Below are 18,553 nucleotides of genomic sequence, written 5' to 3'. Positions count from 1 at the left end.
GCGCATCCCGCTCTAACGCATCTGGAGGTGTAGGGGCCCCGGTCGATGTTTGGAATTGACACCACCGTACTGGCTTTCATCGTGCTCGCCGGCTTCAGCGCCGGCGCGGTGGCCTACGCTTTCCTGTTCACGCGCATCGATAACGAGAAGCAGGCMGGCAAGCGGCTTCAGACCATCAAGACCGCCGAAACCGACCGGTCTGTGGTGAAAGCCACGCGCGACCGCGCCGCGGAAGCGGTCAAGCGGCGCAAAAACCTCCAGGACTCCCTCAGGCAGCTCGACGAGAAGCAGAAGACCAACGACCAAAACGTCAGGAAGCCGCCGCTGAAGGTTCAGATCCGTCAGGCCGGCATGCAGGTTCCGATCGAGCGCTTCTACATGTATTCGGCCGTCTGCGGCATCGTGCTGACAGGCTTTCTCTTTTTCGCCGGCGCGCCTTTGTGGGCTCTGCCCGGAGCGCTGCTGGTGGGCGGCCTCGGCCTGCCGCGCTGGTTTGTCTCCTTTCGCCGTACACGCCGCGTCAAGGCCTTCCTGGAAGAGTTCCCGAACGCGCTCGACATCATCGTGCGCGCGGTCAAGTCCGGCCTGCCGCTCAACGATGCGATCCGCCTGATCGCCAACGAATCGCCCGAACCGGTCCGGTCCGAGTTCCGCCGCATCGTCGATTCCCAGCAGATGGGCATGTCGGTGCCCGACGCCGCCATGCGCATGTCCGAGACCATGCCATGCAGCGAGGCCGGCTTCTTCGGCATCGTCATCCAGATCCAGTCGCAGGCCGGCGGCAACCTGTCCGAGGCGCTGGGTAACCTTTCGCGCGTCCTGCGCGACCGCAAGAAGATGAAGGCCAAGGTCCAGGCGCTTTCGATGGAAGCCAAGGCATCCGCCGTCATCATCGGCGCCTTGCCCTTTGTCGTTGCCTTCCTCGTCTATCTGTCGAGCCCGAACTACATCATGCCGCTGTTCACCACCAATGTCGGCAACCTGATCCTCGGCTGCTCGGGTGTGTGGATGTCGATCGGCATCCTGGTGATGCGCAAGATGATGAACTTCGAAGTGTAGGGGCACGGATCCCGTGACAGAGCAGGTCGTAAAAACACTCACCGACCCTTCTTTCCTGATCGCGATGCTGGTCGGCATTGCCGTTTTTGCGACCGTCTTCACGCTCATGYCGGCGTTCGGCGGCACGTCGCTCAAGTCGCGCATGAAGACCGTGGCGATCGAGCGCGACAAATTGCGTGCCGAACAGCGTGCGCGGCTGGCCAATGAGGCCGACCGCCGTCGCAAGGGGCTGCGCGAGGAGCAGTCCATCGGCATGCGCAACATCGTCGACCGCCTGGATCTCAGGCGCGCCCTTGCCGACGAAAACACCGTCCAGAAGCTCAAGGTCGCCGGCTTTCGCGGCCAGAACCCGCTGACGCGCTTCCTGTTCTTCCGCCTCGTCCTGCCATTCGTCGGCTTTGCCTTGGCGGCCGTCTATCTGTTCGTGCTCGGCGGCCTGCCGCAGCAGCCGGCCTCCATCAAGCTGTTCGTCTGTGTCGTTGTCGCCTATGGCGGCTTCTACGCGCCGATCCTCTACGTCAACAACCGCGCGACCAAGCGTAAGCAGTCGATCCAGTTGGCATGGCCGGACGCGCTCGACCTGATGCTGATCTGCGTGGAATCCGGCATGTYGGTGGAAGCGGCCTTGCGCAGGGTTGCCGATGAAGTCGGCGCGCAGTCGGTGGCGCTTGCCGAGGAATTCGTGCTCACCAATGCCGAGCTGTCCTATCTGCAGGATCGCAAGATCGCCTATGAAAACCTGGCAAGCCGTACCGGCCTGGAATCGGTCAAGTCGGTGTCGCAGGCCCTGGTCCAGGCCGAACGCTACGGCACGCCGGTGGCGCACGCGCTGCGCGTGCTCGCCTCGGAAAGCCGCGACATGCGCATGAACGCTGCCGAAAAGAAAGCCGCGGCGCTTCCGCCGAAGCTCACCGTGCCCATGATCCTGTTCTTCCTGCCGGTTCTGTTCGCCATCATTCTGGGTCCGGCCGGCATCCAGGTCAGCCAGCGCGGCATCTTCGGCGACCAGCACAGTTCCTCGAGCCAGTAGCAATTCCAGGAAAAGTATCGGGCGGTTAAAGCATGTCACCCGAAAGTGGGACCCGGTTTTGGGATAAAGACATGCGCAAAATCAAAAACCTAAAGCGCATGGAGCGAATCTGAAGATCGCGACGCGCTTTAGGCTCGGCGACTTCGCCGCAGCGTTCCGTCTGGAATTGCGTAAAAACAAAGGGATAGAGCCGTYCCCTTCAAAAAGCCGCGGGGTCCGCGCGGCTTTTTGATTTCAGCGGGGGTCGATGCTTGGCAGCGCCCGCCGCGTTCAGTTCGTGGCGACTTTCGCCTTGTCCTTGTCCTGATCCTTCAACTGGCTCCAGGCGTTCTGCTGGGCAAGCATTTGCCGCAGATAGGCGATGTTGGCCTGCGCCTGCTCGGGCGACAGTTCCTGCGAGGCGATCTTCTCGGCCTCGTCGAAGCGGCCMTGCAACCCGACGACCAGCGCGAGGTTCTGCCGCACCCGGCTGTCGGCGCCGGGCTGCTGCGCGGCCGAGCGCATATAGGTCTCGGCCGTGCGCAGGTCGCCTTCGAGCACATAGGACATGCCGAGATTGGAGAGCACCGAAGGCTCGTTCGGCTTCAGTTCCAGCGCCTTGCGATAGTCTTGCCGCGCTTCGTCCTTCTGCCCCATCTGGTCGAGAATGGCGGCTTCCGCCGACACCAGCTTCCAGTCCGGATATTCGGGCGTCTGCGCGCGGCGCACGGCGTCGAGGGCGGGCTCGAACTGGCCGTTGGCGGCAAGCGCCTTGCCATAGGCGGCAAGCACGTCTCGATCCTTCGGATAGGCGATCGCCAGCTTGCGCATCACGGCCAGCGACTGGTCGGCATCGCCGTCCATCTGCAGCGCCGCCGCGAAATTTATCGCCAGGCGCTTGTCGTTCGGATTGTGGGCGTAGGATTGGCCGAGCCTGGACGTTGCGGTGTGCAAGTCGTCTGCCGACATCGTTTCCAGCGGCTTGCTGTCGGAACGCGAGATGGAGCCGGTGGTGAACTTGCTGGTGCTACCACAGCCCGCAACGCTGGCCGCCAGCGCCGCCGTGAAGACCGCGGTGATCATACGGTTGGCTGAAAGGTTGAACGCTTCGGTCGGCATCGGCGCCCGGTCTCCATTCCTGTGCGGCCATTGGTTGGCCGTCTTCCCTCCCGCAGAAATATTCTGTTAACCCTAACGGACCGTTAAGAAGCGCCGACTCAAGCTGTTCGGCCGGAGATCATCACATGCCTGTCGAACTCGTCGAGCAGAAGCCGGAAACCGCCTTGCCTGTCTATTTGGTGGCAAGGGATGCCCTTGATGCCGCGGCGCTGCCRCCGCCGGCCGCCGCCTGGGCAAGGGCCAATGGTTTTTCCGGCGATGCGGGGCGCGTGCTGGTCCTGCCGGGCGAGGGCGGCAGCCTTGCCGGCGCGCTGTTCGGCATAGGCGACGGCGAAAGCACGCTTGCCCTAGGCGCGCTCGCAAGGGCGTTGCCGGAGGGCGACTGGCATTTCGCGTCGGCCCCCGCGCAGCCCGATCTCGCCGCGCTCGCGCTGGTCCTCGGGGGCTATGTCTTCACACGCTACGGCAAGAAGCCTGGCAGGGCCTTGCGCTTTGCGCTTCCGGAAGGCGCAGACGCCACGCATGTTCGCCGCGTCGCCGACAGCGTGTTCCTGACACGCGACCTCGTCAACACGCCGACCAGCGACCTGGGGCCGCTCGAACTGGAAGAAGCCGTCCGGAACCTCGCGGCCGCCCATGGCGCCGATATCTCCGTAATCCATGGCGACGATCTCCTGGCGCGGAATTTCCCGATGATCCACGCGGTCGGCCGGGCCTCGACCGGCGCGCCGCGACTGATCGACATGACCTGGGGACCGGGCGATGCGCCGAAGGTGACGCTGGTCGGCAAGGGCGTCTGCTTCGACACYGGCGGCCTCGACATCAAGCCGTCGTCGGGCATGCTTTTGATGAAGAAGGATATGGGAGGCGCCGCCAACGTGCTGGGTCTCGCCTCCATGATAATGGCGGCCAAATTGAATGTCCGGCTGCGCGTGTTGATCCCCGCCGTCGAGAATTCGATCGCCGGCAATGCCTTCCGGCCGGGCGATGTGCTGAGGAGCCGCAAGGGCATCACGGTCGAGATCGGCAACACGGATGCGGAAGGGCGGCTGGTTCTCGCCGACGCGCTGGCGCTGGCCGACGAGGAGCAGCCGRCCTTGCTGGTCGACATGGCGACGCTGACCGGCGCCGCGCGCGTCGCATTGGGGCCGGATCTGCCGCCTTTCTACACCGCCGACGAGGCGCTTGCGGCCGATCTTGCCGCGGCATCCGTTTCGGTCGAGGATCCACTCTGGCGCATGCCGTTGTGGCGTCCCTATGACGCAAAGCTTTCCTCGAAGATCGCCGACATCAACAATGTGACCGCGGACGGCTTTGCCGGATCGATCACCGCGGCGCTTTTCCTCAAGCGCTTCGTCGAGAAGACCCACAGCTGGGCGCATTTCGACATCTTCGCCTGGAACCCGACCGACCGCCCCTACGGCCTGACCGGCGGCGAGGCGCAAGGCATTCGCGCGCTGGAGCAAGTCATCGCCGGGCGTTTTGGAGCGTAGCGGCGAAACGCCGTCACTGAAACGGAACCGAAACAATTTGCCGGCATGCTTTGCGCATGTCGATCTCGATGCGCCCGAGCCAGGCCTTGCGACTGTGGCAGCAGGTGATRCTCGCCCAGGTGCGCGACGGCGAGYCCGATCTCACGATGCGCCAGACGGCGATCCTGTTCACCATCTATCTCGATCCGCCGCCGCACACGGTGCGCAGGCTTGCGGCAAAGCTCAACGTCACCAAGCCGGTCATCACCCGGGCGCTGGACACGATGGGCGCGCTGAAGCTGGTCTCGCGCCATCGCGACGAGCTCGACAAGCGCAACGTGCTGATCCGGCGCACGGTGGAAGGCGCGCTCTTTGTCSAGCGCTTCGGCGATGGTATCGTCGCCAGGGCGCATGACCTGCCCATCTAGAGCATGATCCCGAAAAGTGGGAACCGGTTTTCGGATAAGATCATGCTCCAACAGAAATTCGACTGGATTATCGATTTGACAGCCAGGGATGCCCGCCTTCATGCCTTCCGCTCCGACCTTGCCGATGYGAGGCTGAAGGGCGAGGTCGCCGCCGACCGCTTCGTCACCGGCCGTCCGGCGCGTATCACGACGCCGGTCGCCGACCTGCGCAAGGCGCCGCGCCCCGATGCGGGCGTCAACACGCAGGCGCTGTTCGGCGACGACGTGCTTGTCTTCGAGGAAGCCGAAGGTTGGGCCTGGGTGCAGGCCGAGCGCGACGGCTATGTCGGCTATGTGGCGGACAATCTTCTTGGCCAGCGCGACCATGCGCCCACGCACATCGTTTCGGTACCGCGTACCTTCCTCTATCCGGGCCCCGATCTGCGCTTTCCGATCGACGGACAGCTGTCGATGGGCTCGACCGTCACGGTAACCGGTTCGGCCGAAACGCGCGGCACGCATTACGCGCTTCTGCCATCCGGCCAGGCGGTCATYGCCCGCCATTTGCGGCCGATCGTCGAGTTGGCGGACGATTACGTCACGGTCGCCGAAAGTTTCCTCGGCACGCCCTATCTGTGGGGTGGCGTTTCCGGCTTCGGCATCGACTGCTCCGGTCTGGTGCAGCTTGCGATGCGCATGACCGGCAAGGATGTGCTGCGCGATTCCGACATGCAGGCGGCATCGATCGGCACGCCGTTCGAGCCGGGTGCGGACTATTCAGGACTTCGGCGCGGCGACCTCGTCTTCTGGAAGGGTCATGTCGCTGTTATGACCGACGAGAAGAATATGATCCACGCCAACGGCCACACCATGCTGGTCTCGCGCGAGGGGCTGAAAGAGGCGGTCGACCGCATCGGCTACCTCTATGGCGGCCCGACGGGGTTCAGGAGGCCGTAACGCCCTTTACCTCTCCCCTTGTGGGAGAGGTCGGATTGTCCCGATTTGTTCTTCACAAATCGGATGGCAATCCGGGTGAGGGGTAGCTTGGCGCCAAGCTGGAACACCCCTCATCCGTCTCGGCGCTGCGCGCCGATCCACCTTCTCCCACAAGGGGAGAAGGGAAAAACGATCCCCTTTTGTTCTGATTTTCCTTGGCGATTTCGCGCCGCCGCGCTACCTGTTGCGCGTGACCGAGCAGCCGCGCCTTGCCGAACGGAATGCCGCCGTCCTGCTGCCTGAGCCATTCGTCAAATGGTTCGGCGAAAAGGGCTGGTCTCCACGCGCCCATCAATTGGACCTGCTGGCGAAGGCTCAAAGCGGCCAATCGGTGCTGCTGATCGCGCCGACCGGCGCCGGCAAGACGCTGGCCGRCTTCCTGCCGTCGCTGACCGAGCTCGCCAACCGTCCCAAGCGAAAACCGGGTCAAGCGCATCGCGGCATCCACACGCTCTATATCTCGCCGCTCAAGGCGTTGGYCGTCGACATCGAGCGCAATCTCGGCAAGCCGGTCGAGGAGATCRGCCTGCCCCTCACYATCGAGACACGCACTGGCGACACGCCGTCGCACAAGCGTCAGCGGCAGAAGCTGGCGCCGCCCGACATCCTGCTCACCACGCCCGAGCAGCTCGCGCTGCTGATCGCCTCGAACGACGCCAAGCGCTTCTTCGAGGATCTGCGCTATGTCGTGCTCGATGAGCTGCATTCGCTGGTCACCTCCAAGCGCGGGCATCTGCTGGCGCTCGGCCTGGCGCGTTTGCGCAGCATTGTCCCCGATCTCCAGACCATCGGCCTGTCGGCGACGGTCGCCGAGCCGGACGAACTGCGGCGCTGGCTGGTCAGTCAGGCTTCTCCGGGCGACATGTCCGAGCTCATCGTCGTCRCAGGCGGCGCGAAGCCCGAGATATCGATCCTCGACTCGGAAGAGCGGGTGCCCTGGGCCGGTCACTCCGCCCGCTACGCCACGCCTGAAATCTACCGCGAGATCAAGCGGCATAAGACCACGCTGCTTTTCGTCAACACGCGCAGCCAGGCCGAGCTGCTGTTCCAGGAACTATGGCGCGTCAATGAAGACACGCTGCCGATCGCGCTTCATCACGGATCGCTGGACGTCGCCCAGCGCCGCCGCGTCGAGAAGGCAATGGGCGAAAACGCGTTGCGCGCCATCGTCGCAACCTCGACATTGGACCTCGGCATCGACTGGGGCGATGTCGATCTGGTCGTGCATGYCGGCGCACCGAAGGGAGCCARCCGTCTGGCGCAGCGCATTGGCCGCGCTAACCACCGCATGGATGAGCCRTCGAAGGCGATCCTGATCCCTGCCAACCGCTTCGAGGTGCTGGAATGCCGCGCCGCGCTCGACGCCAACTATCTCGGCGCGCAGGATACGCCACCATTGGTCAATGGCGGTCTGGACGTCTTGGCCCAGCACGTGCTGGGTTGCGCCTGTGGGGCGCCGTTCCATCCCGATGCGTTGTTCGATGAAGTAAGAACGGCCGCCCCCTACGCCAGCCTGGACAGGCCGACATTCGACCGGGTCATCGACTTCGTCGCCACCGGCGGTTACGCGCTGAGAAATTACGAACGCTACGCCCGCATCCGGCAGACCAAGGAAGGCTTGTGGCGGGTTTCAAATCCAGCCGTCGCCCAGCAATACAGGCTCAATGTCGGCACCATCATCGAGGTGCCGGCGCTCAATGTGCGTTATGTTCAGGCCGGCAGCAGAGGGGCAGCCTCGCGCGGCGGCAGGGTGCTGGGGAAGATCGAGGAAGCATTCCTGGAGACTTTGACCCATGGCGACACTTTCATGTTCGCCGGCAAGATCCTGCGCTTCGAAGGCATCCGCGAGAATGAGTGTTTCGTCTCGAACGCGCCCGGCAGCGATGCCAAGGTGCCCTATTATGGCGGTGGCAAATTCCCGCTTTCGACCTACCTCGCCGAGCAGGTGCGGGCGATGCTCGACGATCCGCAACGTTGGAAGAAACTGCCCGAGCAGGTCGCTGACTGGTTGCGGTTTCAGGCGGACAAGTCGGTCCTACCGAAACGCGACGACCTGTTGATCGAAACCTTTCCGCGCGGCAACCGGTATTACATGGTGGCATATCCGTTCGAGGGCAGGCTTGCGCATCAGACGCTCGGCATGCTGCTTACCCGGCGGCTGGATCGGGCGGGAGCCAAGCCGGTCGGATTCGTGGCCACAGACTATGCGCTGGCCATCTGGTCGCTGGCAGACATGGGCTGGATGTTCAAGAACACGAAACCGTCGCTGGCCACGCTGTTCGATCAGGACATGCTGGGCGACGATCTCGAAGCGTGGTTCGCCGACAGYTGGCTCTTGAAGCGCACCTTCCGCAACTGCGCGCTCATTTCCGGACTGATCGAAAAACGCCACCCCGGCAAGGAGAAAAGCGGCCGGCAGGTGACCGTTTCGACCGACCTGATCTATGACGTGCTGCRCAGCCATGAACCCGACCACATTCTGCTGCAGGCCACCCGTACGGATGCCGCAACCGGGTTGCTCGATGTCAGCAGACTTGCCGAGATGCTCTCGCGCATCCGCGRCCGAATCATGCATAAGAATCTCGAACAGATTTCGCCGCTGGCCGTGCCCATCATGCTCGAAATCGGCAAGATGCCGGTCAATGGCGAGGCGGACGAGACGCTGCTGATGGATGCCGCCACCCTCGTCGAGGAGGCCATGGGGCCCGAGATGACGGGCTGAAAGAGAGTTGAGGGGGATGAATTTTTCGCTGTCGCGCGCAACGCTGATCGCCGAGGYCGACCTTGTCGGCATTGCCGGCGAGCGCGCTGTCTGCGATCGCCGCGGCGTCCTCTATTTCCCCGATCTTCGGCTGCTTGCGGTCTCCGACCTGCATCTCGAGAAAGGCTCGTCTTTCGCCCGGCGCGGCGCGCTGATCCCACCCTACGATACCGGCGCTACTCTGCTGCGGCTGCAGGCAGTGATCGCCGATTATCAGCCGCGCATCGTGGTCAGCCTGGGCGATTCCTTCCATGACGGCGGCGGTGCTGAACGCATGCACCGGAGTTTCCGCGAACAGCTTGAAGCGATGATGGCCGGCCGCGACTGGTTCTGGGTCGCCGGCAACCACGATCCCGATGCGCCCGCCGATCTGCCCGGCGAGACGGTGCGGGAACTTGCCATCGGCTCGCTGCTCTTTCGCCATGAACCGTCGAAGGTTCGCGTCGAGGGCGAGATCGCCGGCCATCTCCATCCTTGTGCCCGCATTGTCCAGCGCGGCCGCTCGGTCAGGCGCCGTTGCTTCGCCGGCGACGGCGGCCGCATGATCATGCCGGCCTTCGGCGCTTATACCGGCTCGCTCAACGTGCTCGACCGCGCCTATGCCGGCCTGTTCCGGCTGGAGACGCTTGTTGCCTATATGCTCGGCGCCGAACGCATTTTTGYGATCTCCGGCTCAATGCTGCGGCCGGRCTGAGGTCCTTTATCGTCCATAGTAGAGCGTGACCGTGTGCTTCGCCTCGGCGAAGAAAAGCCAGCGCTCGACCAGCATGCCGGCGAGTTGCGCGATCGCTGCAAGCACCGATGCGATTGCGCCTATCGGCCATGGCAGGAAGTACACGGTCGCCAGCAGGATGGCTGGCGCGGCGAAAGCCAGCGCCTGCGTGATCCGCCGCAGCTTCGCGCTGTGCTTGCGCGCGATGCGGAAGCCCATTTCCTTCAGCAGATAGTTTTCTTCCGTGTGCGGCCATTCGATCGACCGCACCGTGCCGCCGGCAAGGCCCGTCGCGGTGTTGGCGGTTGTCGGAATCTCCAGCCGGTCGTTGTGGCGCCATGTCGCCAGCTTCCAGGCCCAGCCGGCGAGCGTGGCAAGCAGAGCCCAGGCTAGCATCGCCGTTGAACCGAGCTTGAACACCTGGAGCAGAGCGTTGGCGAGAACGCCTCCGGTCATCGTCGCAAAAATGAGATAAGCCGGCAAAGTGTAGCGGCTGTGCCATTGGGCGATCGGCTTTAGCGAAGCGTAGATCATGCCTGTCGTGCAGACGGTCGTCACCGCGCCTGCCGCCGCCAGCAGGCCCGCGGCCGCCACCCAGCCGCCGCTCTCGCCGAGAAACACCCAACCGATGCCGAACAGCGCGGCCGGAATGAAGGTCGCGACCGACGCCACGCCTTCGCGCGACAGCCAGGAGCTGCGCCATTGCGAGAAGGCGCGCCATGCACGCTCGGGCCGGCCCAGATGGCCCGTGGAGGACAAGAGGCCAGCGACGATCAGGCCGAGCGCCAGCGCCATGCCGGCAAGGCCAAGCCAGAAATCGGCGGGGATTACTCCAAGCCCGCCAAGCAGGCCGAGCAGCGCCAGCAGGCCGTAGCCGGCGCCGGTGGCGGTGGTGAAGAAGACGACCGAGAAAGCGGGATGCATGATCAGCTAATTCGAAAGCATGCGGTCGATCCAGCCGAGGAAGCCGCCCTCGGCCTTGATCGGCTCCAGCGCCGGCGCGTCGACCTTCGCCGCGCGTTGGCTGCGGGCGCGCGGCGGCAGGTACCGATTGGTCGGCTTGTAGCCGAGCTCCGGCATCAGCGCGACGCCGCCACGCTCCTCGACAAGCTGCGAGATCGCGGAGGCCGGATCGCCGAGATCGCCGAAATGCCGGGCGCTGGTCGGGCAGGCGGCGACGCAGGCCGGCACGCGGTCCTCCTCGGCAAGATTGTCGTTGTAGATGCGGTCGACGCAGAGCGTGCATTTCTTCATCACGCCGACATCCGTGTCGAACTCGCGCGCGCCATAGGGGCAGGCCCAGCTGCACAATTTGCAGCCGATGCATTTGTCTTCATCGACCAGCACGATGCCGTCCGAGACGCGCTTGTAGGAGGCGCCGGTCGGRCAGACAGTGACGCAGGCCGGCTGCTCGCAATGCAGGCAGGAGCGCGGGAAGTTCACCGTGCGGCCGCCCATCTCGGTCGTGTGCTCGTAGCTGTGCACCCGGTTGAACCAGACGCCGTCGACATGCCCGCCATAGGGAGCGATGTCGGTCAGCGGCGCCATATGGCCGCCGGTGTTCCACTCCTTGCAGGCCGTGACGCAGGCCTGGCAGCCGACGCAGGTGTCGAGGTCGATGACGAGGCCGAGCTTCTTCTCGGTCCGGGCGGGAAGGCAGGTCATTCGGCGGCTTCCCTCTTCATGCGGAATTCCGCGCCGAAGCGAAGCACTTCGGGCGCAGGTTCGAAATGTGGCGGCTGGCGGAAGCGCTCGAATTGCGGCTCGGTGAAGCCGGCTTCGTCAGGCGCGCATTTTGCGATCCGCACACGCACATCGAACCATGCCGCCTGTCCTGTGACCGGGTCCGAATTCGAATAGCGCTTGCCGCTGGCGTCGGCTGCAGTCTGGTCGCCGATGATGTGGTTGAGCAGGAAGCCGCGATTGCTCTCCGCCGCATCGTCCTTCAGGCCCCAGCTGCCGCGCCGCTTGCCGATCGCGTTCCAGGTCCACACCGTGTCCGGGTTCACGCCGTCGATCAGCTTGATCTGACCCTTCACCCTTCCGTTTACGCTTTCGATCCATACCCAGTCGTCGTCGGCAAGGCCAAGGTTGGCGGCGGTGTCCGCATGCACGAACAGCCGGTTCTGGCTGGTGATCTGCCGCAGCCAGGCATTCTGCGATCCCCAGGAATGGTACAWGTGCATCGGCCGCTGCGTCAGCGCATGCAGCGGATATTTTTCGAGGTCGACGGCGCTGTCCTCGAAGGGCGCGTACCAGAAGGGCAGCGGGTCCATATAGGCTTCGATACGGCCGCGCTCGGCCTCCGGCGGCTGCACTTTTCCATGGCCGCGCGCGGCCAATCTAAAACGTTGGATCGGCTCCGAATAGAGCTGGAAGACAATCGGTTCGGCCTTGGCGATGAAACCCATCTCGACGGCGAAATCGAGATAGGCGCGGTTGCCCATTTTGTAATAGCGCTGGTCGTCGGAAAAATCGTGGTGCCAGAAGCCGCCATTGTCGATGTAGCGCTGCAACTGGTCGGGGTTGACGTCGCCCCTGCCGATCGCGCCGCCATTCTTGCCGCGCCAGCCGGCCAAAGGGCCGATGCCGGGCGTGCGCTCGTGATTGACGATGTAGTCGGCATAGTCGCGGTATTTCGCCGAGCCGTCCTCGTCGACGAAGCCGGGCAGGCGGAGCCGCGCGCCGAGATCGATCAGCACCGACTGGAAAGGCCGCACGTCGCGGTCCGGCTGCACCACCGGATGGCGGATGGCGTCGGCGGCCCCGTCGGCGTGGCTGATCGGCCGGTCGAGCAGGCTGATGYAGTCGTGCCGTTCGAGATAGGTGGTGTCCGGCAGCACCAGATCGGCGAAAGCCACCGTCTCGGAATAATAGGCGTCGGAATAGATGATGAACGGGATCTTGTAGGCGCCGGCCTCGTCCTTGTCGGTCAGCATGGCAATCGTCTCGACCGTGTTCATCGACGAGTTCCACGCCATGTTCGACATGTACATCATCAGCGTGTCGATCGGATAAGGATCGCCGGCCCAGGCGTTGCGGATCACCGTGTGCATCAGCCCATGCGCGGCCAAAGGCGCTTCCCAGGAATAGGCCTTGTCGATGCGGGTGGGCCGGCCGGCCTCGTCGACGAGAAGGTCATCCGGTCCGCAGACGAAGCCGAGCGGCATGCCGTCCAGCGGCGTCATCGGCTGGGCGTTTTTTCCGCATGGCTTCGGCCCCGGCGGTGCCGGGCGCGGATAAGGCGGCTTGAAGCGGAAGCCGCCGGGCACATCGACTGTGCCGAGCAGCACCTGGAGCAGATGGATGGCGCGGCAGGTGTGAAAGCCGTTGGAATGGGCCGAGATGCCACGCATGGCATGCATCGAGACGGGCCGGCCCTTGATCGTCTCGTGCCGCCGGCCAGTCCAGTCGGTCCAGGCAACCGGCAGCTCGATCGTCTGTTCGAAGGCGACATGCGCCAGTTCCGCCGCGATCCGCCGGATCGTGTCGGCGCTGACGCCGCAGCGCTCCGCCACGGCGTCCGGCGAGTACGTCTTGTCGAGATAGCGCTCGGCGATGAGCTGGAAGACAGGCACGCAGCGCCGTCCGGCGACCTCGTAGCTGCCGGTCAGCGCCGGCTTTGCTTCCGGGTCGGCTGCGTTGACCGGCTGCTTCGCCACCCTGTCCCAGGCAAGCGGATTGCCGTCGCTATCGCGCACGAACAGTCCGTCATCGGCGGACCCGTGCTCTTGCACGACCAGCACCGGCGCATTGGTGTAGCGCAGCAGGTAATCCAGATCGATGCGGCCGGCCTTGAGCAATTCATGGACCAGCGCCAGCACAAACAGTCCGTCGGTGCCCGGCCTGATGCCGATCCAGTCGTCGGCGATGGCATTGTAGCCCGTGCGGCAGGGGTTGATCGAAACCACCTTGGCGCCGCGCGCCTTGAGCTTGCCGAGGCCGATCTTGATCGGGTTGGAATCGTGGTCCTCGGCGACGCCGAACAGCATGAAATATCGGGTGTTGTCCCAGTCGGGTTCGCCGAACTCCCAGAACGAGCCGCCGATCGTGTAGAGCCCGCCGGCCGCCATGTTGACGGAGCAGAAGCCGCCATGCGCGGCGAAATTGGGCGTGCCGAATTTCGACGCCCACCAGCCGGTCAGCGATTGCGACTGGTCGCGTCCGGTGAAGAAGGCGAGCTTTTTCGGATCGGCGCGGCGGATCGCCGACAGCCGTTCGGTGGCGATGGTCAGCGCTTCTTCCCACTCGATCTCGCGGAATTCGCCCGAGCCGCGCGGCCCTGTCCTCARCAGCGGCTTCCTCAGCCGCGCCGGGCTGTAGTGCTGCATGATGCCGGAGCTGCCCTTGCCGCAGATCACGCCGCGGTTCACCGGATGATCCTTGTTGCCGTTGATGTAGCGGACCTTGCCGTCCTTGATATGAACGTCGATGCCGCAGCGGCAGGCGCACATGTAGCAGGTGGTCTTGGCGGTGCGGTCGGAGACGCTTGGCGAGGTCTCGACCCCGTCGCCTTCGTCCGGCGCCCGGCTGTCGGCCAGCGGCCGCTGCGAAGGTGCGGAATTGGCGCCGCGCGGCGCGGCATTGCTCATGATCCGCGAACGCTCTTGCCGCCCGCCAGTTTGGCTTTTTTCTTCGGACCAGGGCCACGCATATAGTGAAGCTCGGGATGATAACGCTCACCGGCGAGCTGCCGCTTCAGCCGGCGGCTCCAATGCGCGAATAGGGATTTGAAGCGCCCTGTCATTTCCCACTCTTGGCCTCTGACGACCAATTTTTTCCAACTTCAGGTGAAAACTTAGAACAAAGCAATTGATGCGTCTAACAAGCAGCTCTTGTAATTCCGATCGATTCTGCTTCTTAGTTGGCCATGACTCTCGATCAGTTGCGCATCTTCGTCGCCGTCGCCGAGCACGGCCATATGACCAAGGCCGCGGAGCGGCTCGGCATCTCGCAGTCGGCGGCGTCGGCCGCGATCCGCGCGCTCGAAAGCCAGCACGGCGTGCGCCTGTTCAACCGGGTCGGCCGCAACATCGAACTGGCTCAGACCGGTCACCGCTTCCTGCCTGAGGCGAAGGCGGTCCTGGATCGCGCCGCTGCTGCCCGCGGCGTGCTGGAGGATGTATCGCAGACCGTCGCCGGCAGCCTGTCGATCGCGGCCAGCCAGACCATCGCCAGCTACTGGCTGCCGCGTCGCCTGGCGTCCTTCCACGAAGCCTATCCCGCCGTGAAGCTGAGCGTGACGATCGGCAACACCAGGCAGGTGGAGACCAATGTGCTCGACGGCCGCGCCGATTTCGGACTGGTCGAGGGCCGCACCGAGTCCGACATCCTGCGCCGCGCCACGGTCGACGAGGATCGCCCGATGCTGGTGGTGGCGCGCGCCCATCCCGAAATTCCAATGACGCGGGYGGGTAATCTCGACATCAGGGCGTTGCGCTGGATCATCAGGGAAGGCGGGTCGGGCACGCGCGAGGCGCTGGAGGATTTCGCGCTCAGCCAAGGGGTCCCGCCGGCGGAGCTGCAGATATTCCTCGTCCTGCCCAGCAACGAGGCCGTGCGCCAGGCGGTCGAGGCCGGCGCGGGGGCGACGATCATCTCGGAACTCGTCGTTGCCCGCTCCCTGGCGGAGGRCAGCCTCAGGGCCGTGCCGGTCGACTTGCCGAAACGCGACTTCGCCATGATCACGCATCGCGACCGCCAGGCGAGCCTCGCCCAGATGGCGCTGAAGGCGCATCTCGGTGGAAAGGCGGACGCGCCAGCAAGCGTGGAATAGTCAGGCGTATTTGCGCTGCGCGTCGAGCGCCAGCCCAAGGCCGACCGAGCCGAACATGTCGCCTTCGATGACGGAAGCTTGCGGTACCAGCGATAGGATACGCCGCTTCGCCAGCGGGATCGCGGTCGAGCCGCCGGTGAGGAACACGGCAGTGATGGCGGAGGCATCGACGCCGGCGTCGGCGATGGTCTGCTTGACCGTGGCAGTCACGCGTTCGATGTCGCTCGCAATGGTTTCCTCGAGGCCTGCGCGCGTGATCTCGRCCGCGAAGCGCGCGCCGGGCAGCGACACCTTCACCTCGGCCGAGGACTGATCGGTCAGCGCGATCTTGGCCCTTTCGACCAGGCCGGCCATCGCATGGCCGTAGCGGTGCTCGACGACATGGATGAAGCGGTCGACGAGGTCGGCGCGTTCGGCCTCGTAGCGGATCTGCCGCAGGTCGTTCATCGCCTTGGCGGTGTAGACGAGATTGATGCGCTGCCAGGTCGCCAAGTCGATGAAATAGGCCGCGGGCAGGTTGCGCTTGTGGTCCTTGGTCCGTGTCAGATAGCCGAGCTCGGGCATGACATGGGCGATGCTGAGCAGCCGGTCGAAATCGGTGCCGCCGATATGGACGCCGCGATTGGCGAGGATGTCGGCCTTGCGGTCGCTTGAGCGCGCGCGCTCAGGCGAGACCCGCACGATCGAGAAGTCGGATGTGCCGCCGCCCATGTCTATGATCAGCGCCAGCTCCTCGCGGGTGACCTTCTGCTCGTAGTCGAGCGCCGCCGCGATCGGCTCGAACTGGAAGGCGATGTGCTTGAAGCCTTGCGCGCGGGCCGCCTTTTCCAATTCGCCCTGCGCCTTCGCATCGGCGGCCGCATCGTCGTCGACGAACTGCACGGGCCGGCCGAGCACCACGTTCTCGACCGGACCGCCGGTGTCTTCCTCCAGCCGCTTCTTCAAATGGCCGACGAACATGCCGACGATGTCGATGAAGCCGATCTGGCGCGCCTTGATGCGGGTCTTTTCGTTGGCGAGCGTGCTGCCGAGCACGCTCTTCAGGGAGCGCATCAGCCGCCCTTCGATACTGTCTGTATAGTCGCTGATCGCGCGGCGGCCGAAATAGGTATAGCCATCCTCGAAATTGAAGAACACGGCGCTCGGCAGGGTGGGTTGCTCGCCTTCCAGCGCCACCARCCGCGCCCGGCCGTCGCGGATCACGCCCACGGTGGARTTGGACGTGCCGAAATCGAYGCCGCCGAATGCYGATCGCATCGCAGCCTCCTGTCGTTGTTTCATAGCGGCAAGCCGACGCATCGCGCGCCGTCAACCGGAAGGCCGGACCGCTCTATCGAAATTGAATGTGTTGCTTATCCCTAGGGCTGGGAGGCGGCGATGTATCGCAAAACCGGGAAAAGGGAAACCCTCTTTTCACGGGAAATGGGTTCTTCCATTTCCCCGAAACATCAATCCTTGCGGAAGATGAGCCGTCCCAGCCAGCCGGTCAGCATGGCGAGCGATATGGCGAACACGCCGTAGAGGAAGGAATAGTCATGCGCGACGCGGAAGACCGACTGCTCGAAGCCGRACTTGCGGATTTCGAGCTGCGCCGAGCTTTCCTTGACGAACATGCCGCTCTTGAACAGGAACGCGCGCGCCTTATGGGTGCCGACCGGCACGTTGGGCGCGAGCCGCACGGTGGCGCGAAACAGGTTCTGCGACAGGAATTGCACGCCGCCGACATTCTCGCTGTAGAGGCCTGTCGCCGCCTTGCGGTCGCGCAGCGCCGCGGTGAATTCCTCGATGGTTGCCGGGCTGTCGGTCTCGTCGGCGGGCTTCATGTAGAGGTTCTGCGCGCCGAGCGAGAGCTGCTTGTATTTGGCGGGCTCGGCGATGTCCTGCAGCGGCCGCGTCGTCGCGACGGAATAGGAGACCGGCACGTTTTCGAACGTCTCCGAGTCCAGGTTGACCCAGACGCCGAGCACGCGGTCCTTGCGCCGGACCACGACCGGACGCGGCGGCCCTTCGAGCACGACGACGACGTCGTAGCGCCCCTGGCGAGCGATCAGCGGATCTGGGTTTTCCAGCGATCCGAAAATGGTGAGATCGGCGCCGGAGAAGCCCGCCGTGATCGAAATGGCGTCGGTCGACAGGCCGATCTGGATGCTTTCGGCGGGCGGCGTCTGCGCAGTTGCCGGGGAAAGGGCAAGGAGCATCGACAACGGGACGGCGGCTGCAAATGCTCTGGGTCCCGCCATCAGTTGAGGCCCGCGGCGGACAGCGAATAGAGATTGGGCGGCGTCACGAAAAGATCGACGGCGAGGCGGATGGCGACGGCCAGCACCAGCATCGCCAGGAGCGCGCGCAATTGCTCGCCGCGCAGCCGCTGGCCGGCCTTGGCGCCATACTGCGCGCCGGCGACGCCGCCCGCCATCAGCAGGAAGGCCAGGATCACGTCGACCGTCTGGTTGGTCGTGGCATGTACCAGCGTGGTGTAGGCCGAGGTGAAGATGATCTGGAACAGCGAGGTGCCGATAACGACATTGGTCGGCACCTTGAGCAGATAGATCAGCGCCGGCACCATGATAAAGCCGCCGCCGACGCCCATGATCGATGACAGGAAGCCAATCGCCGCACCCAGCCCGAGCACCGGGATGACGCTGACGAACAGTTTCGAGGCGCGGAAGCGCATCTTGAACGGCAGCCGGTGGATCCAGTTGTGCTGTCCGGATTTCTTGAGCACGGGCGCTGCGCCGCTGCGGCTGGCGCGCAACGCGTTGACGCTTTCCACCAGCATCAGCCCGCCGACGGTGCCAAGCAGGGCGACATAGAGCAGCGAGATGAAGAGATCGAGCTGGCCGAGCCGGCGCAACAGCGCGAAGACGTAGATGCCGGCCGTCGAGCCGACGATGCCGCCGGCCAGCARCACGCCGCCCAGCTTGAAGTCGAGCGTGCCGCGCTTGAAGTGCGACAGCGCGCCGGAGAAGGAGGAGGCGATGACCTGGTTGGCGCCGGTGGCCACCGCGATCGCCGGCGGGATGTTGTAGAAGATCAGGAGCGGCGTGATCAGGAAGCCGCCGCCGACCCCGAACATGCCCGACAGGAAGCCCACCGCCGCGCCCATCGCCAGCAGCACGAAGACGTTGACGGAAATTTCCGCGATCGGGAGATAGATGCCCACCCGTCTGTCTCGATCAGTTTGTCTGTCGGCGCATAATGCCGTCCCCGGACACTAAAGCACCGAAAAGCCAATTTTTTCT

Annotated in this window: 16 protein-coding genes; 8 read left to right on the top strand and 8 right to left on the bottom strand. The window is 64.5% G+C overall.

Translation table 11 applies throughout. The annotated features are described in order from the left end of the window. Positions 1-45 precede the first annotated feature (45 nt). Together LCM4576_RS17665 and LCM4576_RS17660 are read left to right on the top strand one after the other, a co-directional pair. Positions 46-1,059, top strand: coding sequence for a type II secretion system F family protein (locus LCM4576_RS17665; RefSeq protein ID WP_071033399.1), 1,014 nt, complete (start codon positions 46-48; stop codon positions 1,057-1,059). Positions 1,060-1,072: 13 nt separating this feature from the next. Continuing rightward, entirely contained in the window at positions 1,073-2,089 is a 1,017-nt protein-coding gene (locus tag LCM4576_RS17660; protein ID WP_071033397.1) for a type II secretion system F family protein, read from the top strand. A 270-nt stretch (positions 2,090-2,359) separates the two neighbouring features. On the opposite strand, the gene LCM4576_RS17655 is transcribed toward LCM4576_RS17660, so the two are convergent. Then, positions 2,360-3,187, bottom strand: coding sequence for a tetratricopeptide repeat protein (locus LCM4576_RS17655; RefSeq protein WP_071033395.1), 828 nt, complete (start codon positions 3,185-3,187; stop codon positions 2,360-2,362). Positions 3,188-3,312: 125 nt separating this feature from the next. On the opposite strand from LCM4576_RS17655, the gene LCM4576_RS17650 reads away from it, so the two are divergent. The 5 genes from LCM4576_RS17650 (at position 3,313) to pdeM (ending at position 9,517) form a co-directional block, all read left to right on the top strand. Next, positions 3,313-4,680, top strand: a complete 1,368-nt coding sequence (locus LCM4576_RS17650) for a M17 family metallopeptidase (RefSeq protein WP_116397953.1) — start codon at positions 3,313-3,315, stop codon at positions 4,678-4,680. Positions 4,681-4,736: 56 nt separating this feature from the next. Further along, complete coding sequence (locus LCM4576_RS17645) at positions 4,737-5,087, top strand: MarR family winged helix-turn-helix transcriptional regulator (RefSeq protein WP_071033391.1); 351 nt, start codon at positions 4,737-4,739, stop codon at positions 5,085-5,087. A 75-nt stretch (positions 5,088-5,162) separates the two neighbouring features. Then, positions 5,163-6,023: an NlpC/P60 family protein gene (locus tag LCM4576_RS17640; RefSeq protein ID WP_071033506.1), complete on the top strand. Its 861-nt coding sequence runs from the start codon at positions 5,163-5,165 to the stop codon at positions 6,021-6,023. Positions 6,024-6,252: 229 nt separating this feature from the next. Then, entirely contained in the window at positions 6,253-8,784 is a 2,532-nt protein-coding gene (locus LCM4576_RS17635) for a ligase-associated DNA damage response DEXH box helicase (RefSeq protein WP_071033505.1), read from the top strand. A 16-nt stretch (positions 8,785-8,800) separates the two neighbouring features. After that, positions 8,801-9,517: a ligase-associated DNA damage response endonuclease PdeM gene (gene pdeM, locus LCM4576_RS17630; protein ID WP_071033389.1), complete on the top strand. Its 717-nt coding sequence runs from the start codon at positions 8,801-8,803 to the stop codon at positions 9,515-9,517. 6 nt (positions 9,518-9,523) lie between these two features. Here the strand turns inward: pdeM and LCM4576_RS17625 are convergent, their stop codons facing one another. From LCM4576_RS17625 to LCM4576_RS36830, 4 genes are read right to left on the bottom strand one after another with little or no spacing between them, the layout of a single operon-like run. Further along, positions 9,524-10,459, bottom strand: coding sequence for a DmsC/YnfH family molybdoenzyme membrane anchor subunit (locus tag LCM4576_RS17625; protein WP_071033387.1), 936 nt, complete (start codon positions 10,457-10,459; stop codon positions 9,524-9,526). A 6-nt stretch (positions 10,460-10,465) separates the two neighbouring features. Then, the gene (locus LCM4576_RS17620) at positions 10,466-11,200 is read right to left on the bottom strand and encodes a 4Fe-4S dicluster domain-containing protein (RefSeq protein ID WP_071033385.1); all 735 of its coding nucleotides are present in this window, start codon (positions 11,198-11,200) and stop codon (positions 10,466-10,468) included. Next, positions 11,197-14,127, bottom strand: a complete 2,931-nt coding sequence (locus LCM4576_RS17615) for a molybdopterin oxidoreductase family protein (RefSeq protein ID WP_071033383.1) — start codon at positions 14,125-14,127, stop codon at positions 11,197-11,199. Before LCM4576_RS17615 ends, LCM4576_RS17620 begins: the two co-directional genes overlap by 4 nt. Then, entirely contained in the window at positions 14,124-14,282 is a 159-nt protein-coding gene (locus LCM4576_RS36830) for a hypothetical protein (RefSeq protein ID WP_198540263.1), read from the bottom strand. Before LCM4576_RS36830 ends, LCM4576_RS17615 begins: the two co-directional genes overlap by 4 nt. 123 nt (positions 14,283-14,405) lie before the next feature. On the opposite strand from LCM4576_RS36830, the gene LCM4576_RS17610 reads away from it, so the two are divergent. Then, positions 14,406-15,311, top strand: coding sequence for a LysR substrate-binding domain-containing protein (locus LCM4576_RS17610; protein ID WP_071033381.1), 906 nt, complete (start codon positions 14,406-14,408; stop codon positions 15,309-15,311). Here LCM4576_RS17610 and LCM4576_RS17605 read toward each other — a convergent pair whose 3' ends face one another. From LCM4576_RS17605 to LCM4576_RS17595, 3 genes are all read right to left on the bottom strand, one after another. Beyond that, positions 15,312-16,568: an Hsp70 family protein gene (locus tag LCM4576_RS17605; protein WP_071033379.1), complete on the bottom strand. Its 1,257-nt coding sequence runs from the start codon at positions 16,566-16,568 to the stop codon at positions 15,312-15,314. Positions 16,569-16,759: 191 nt separating this feature from the next. Continuing rightward, positions 16,760-17,551, bottom strand: a complete 792-nt coding sequence (locus tag LCM4576_RS17600) for a TIGR02186 family protein (protein WP_071033377.1) — start codon at positions 17,549-17,551, stop codon at positions 16,760-16,762. Further along, a complete protein-coding gene (locus tag LCM4576_RS17595; protein WP_040985887.1) occupies positions 17,551-18,474 on the bottom strand; it encodes a sulfite exporter TauE/SafE family protein in 924 nt (307 codons plus the stop codon). Before LCM4576_RS17595 ends, LCM4576_RS17600 begins: the two co-directional genes overlap by 1 nt. Positions 18,475-18,553 lie beyond the last annotated feature (79 nt).

Origin of the sequence: Mesorhizobium sp. LCM 4576 (assembly GCF_001854815.1) — a bacterium.
Lineage (GTDB): Bacteria > Pseudomonadota > Alphaproteobacteria > Rhizobiales > Rhizobiaceae > Mesorhizobium > Mesorhizobium plurifarium.
This window is presented reverse-complemented; position numbering and strand designations above follow the sequence as displayed.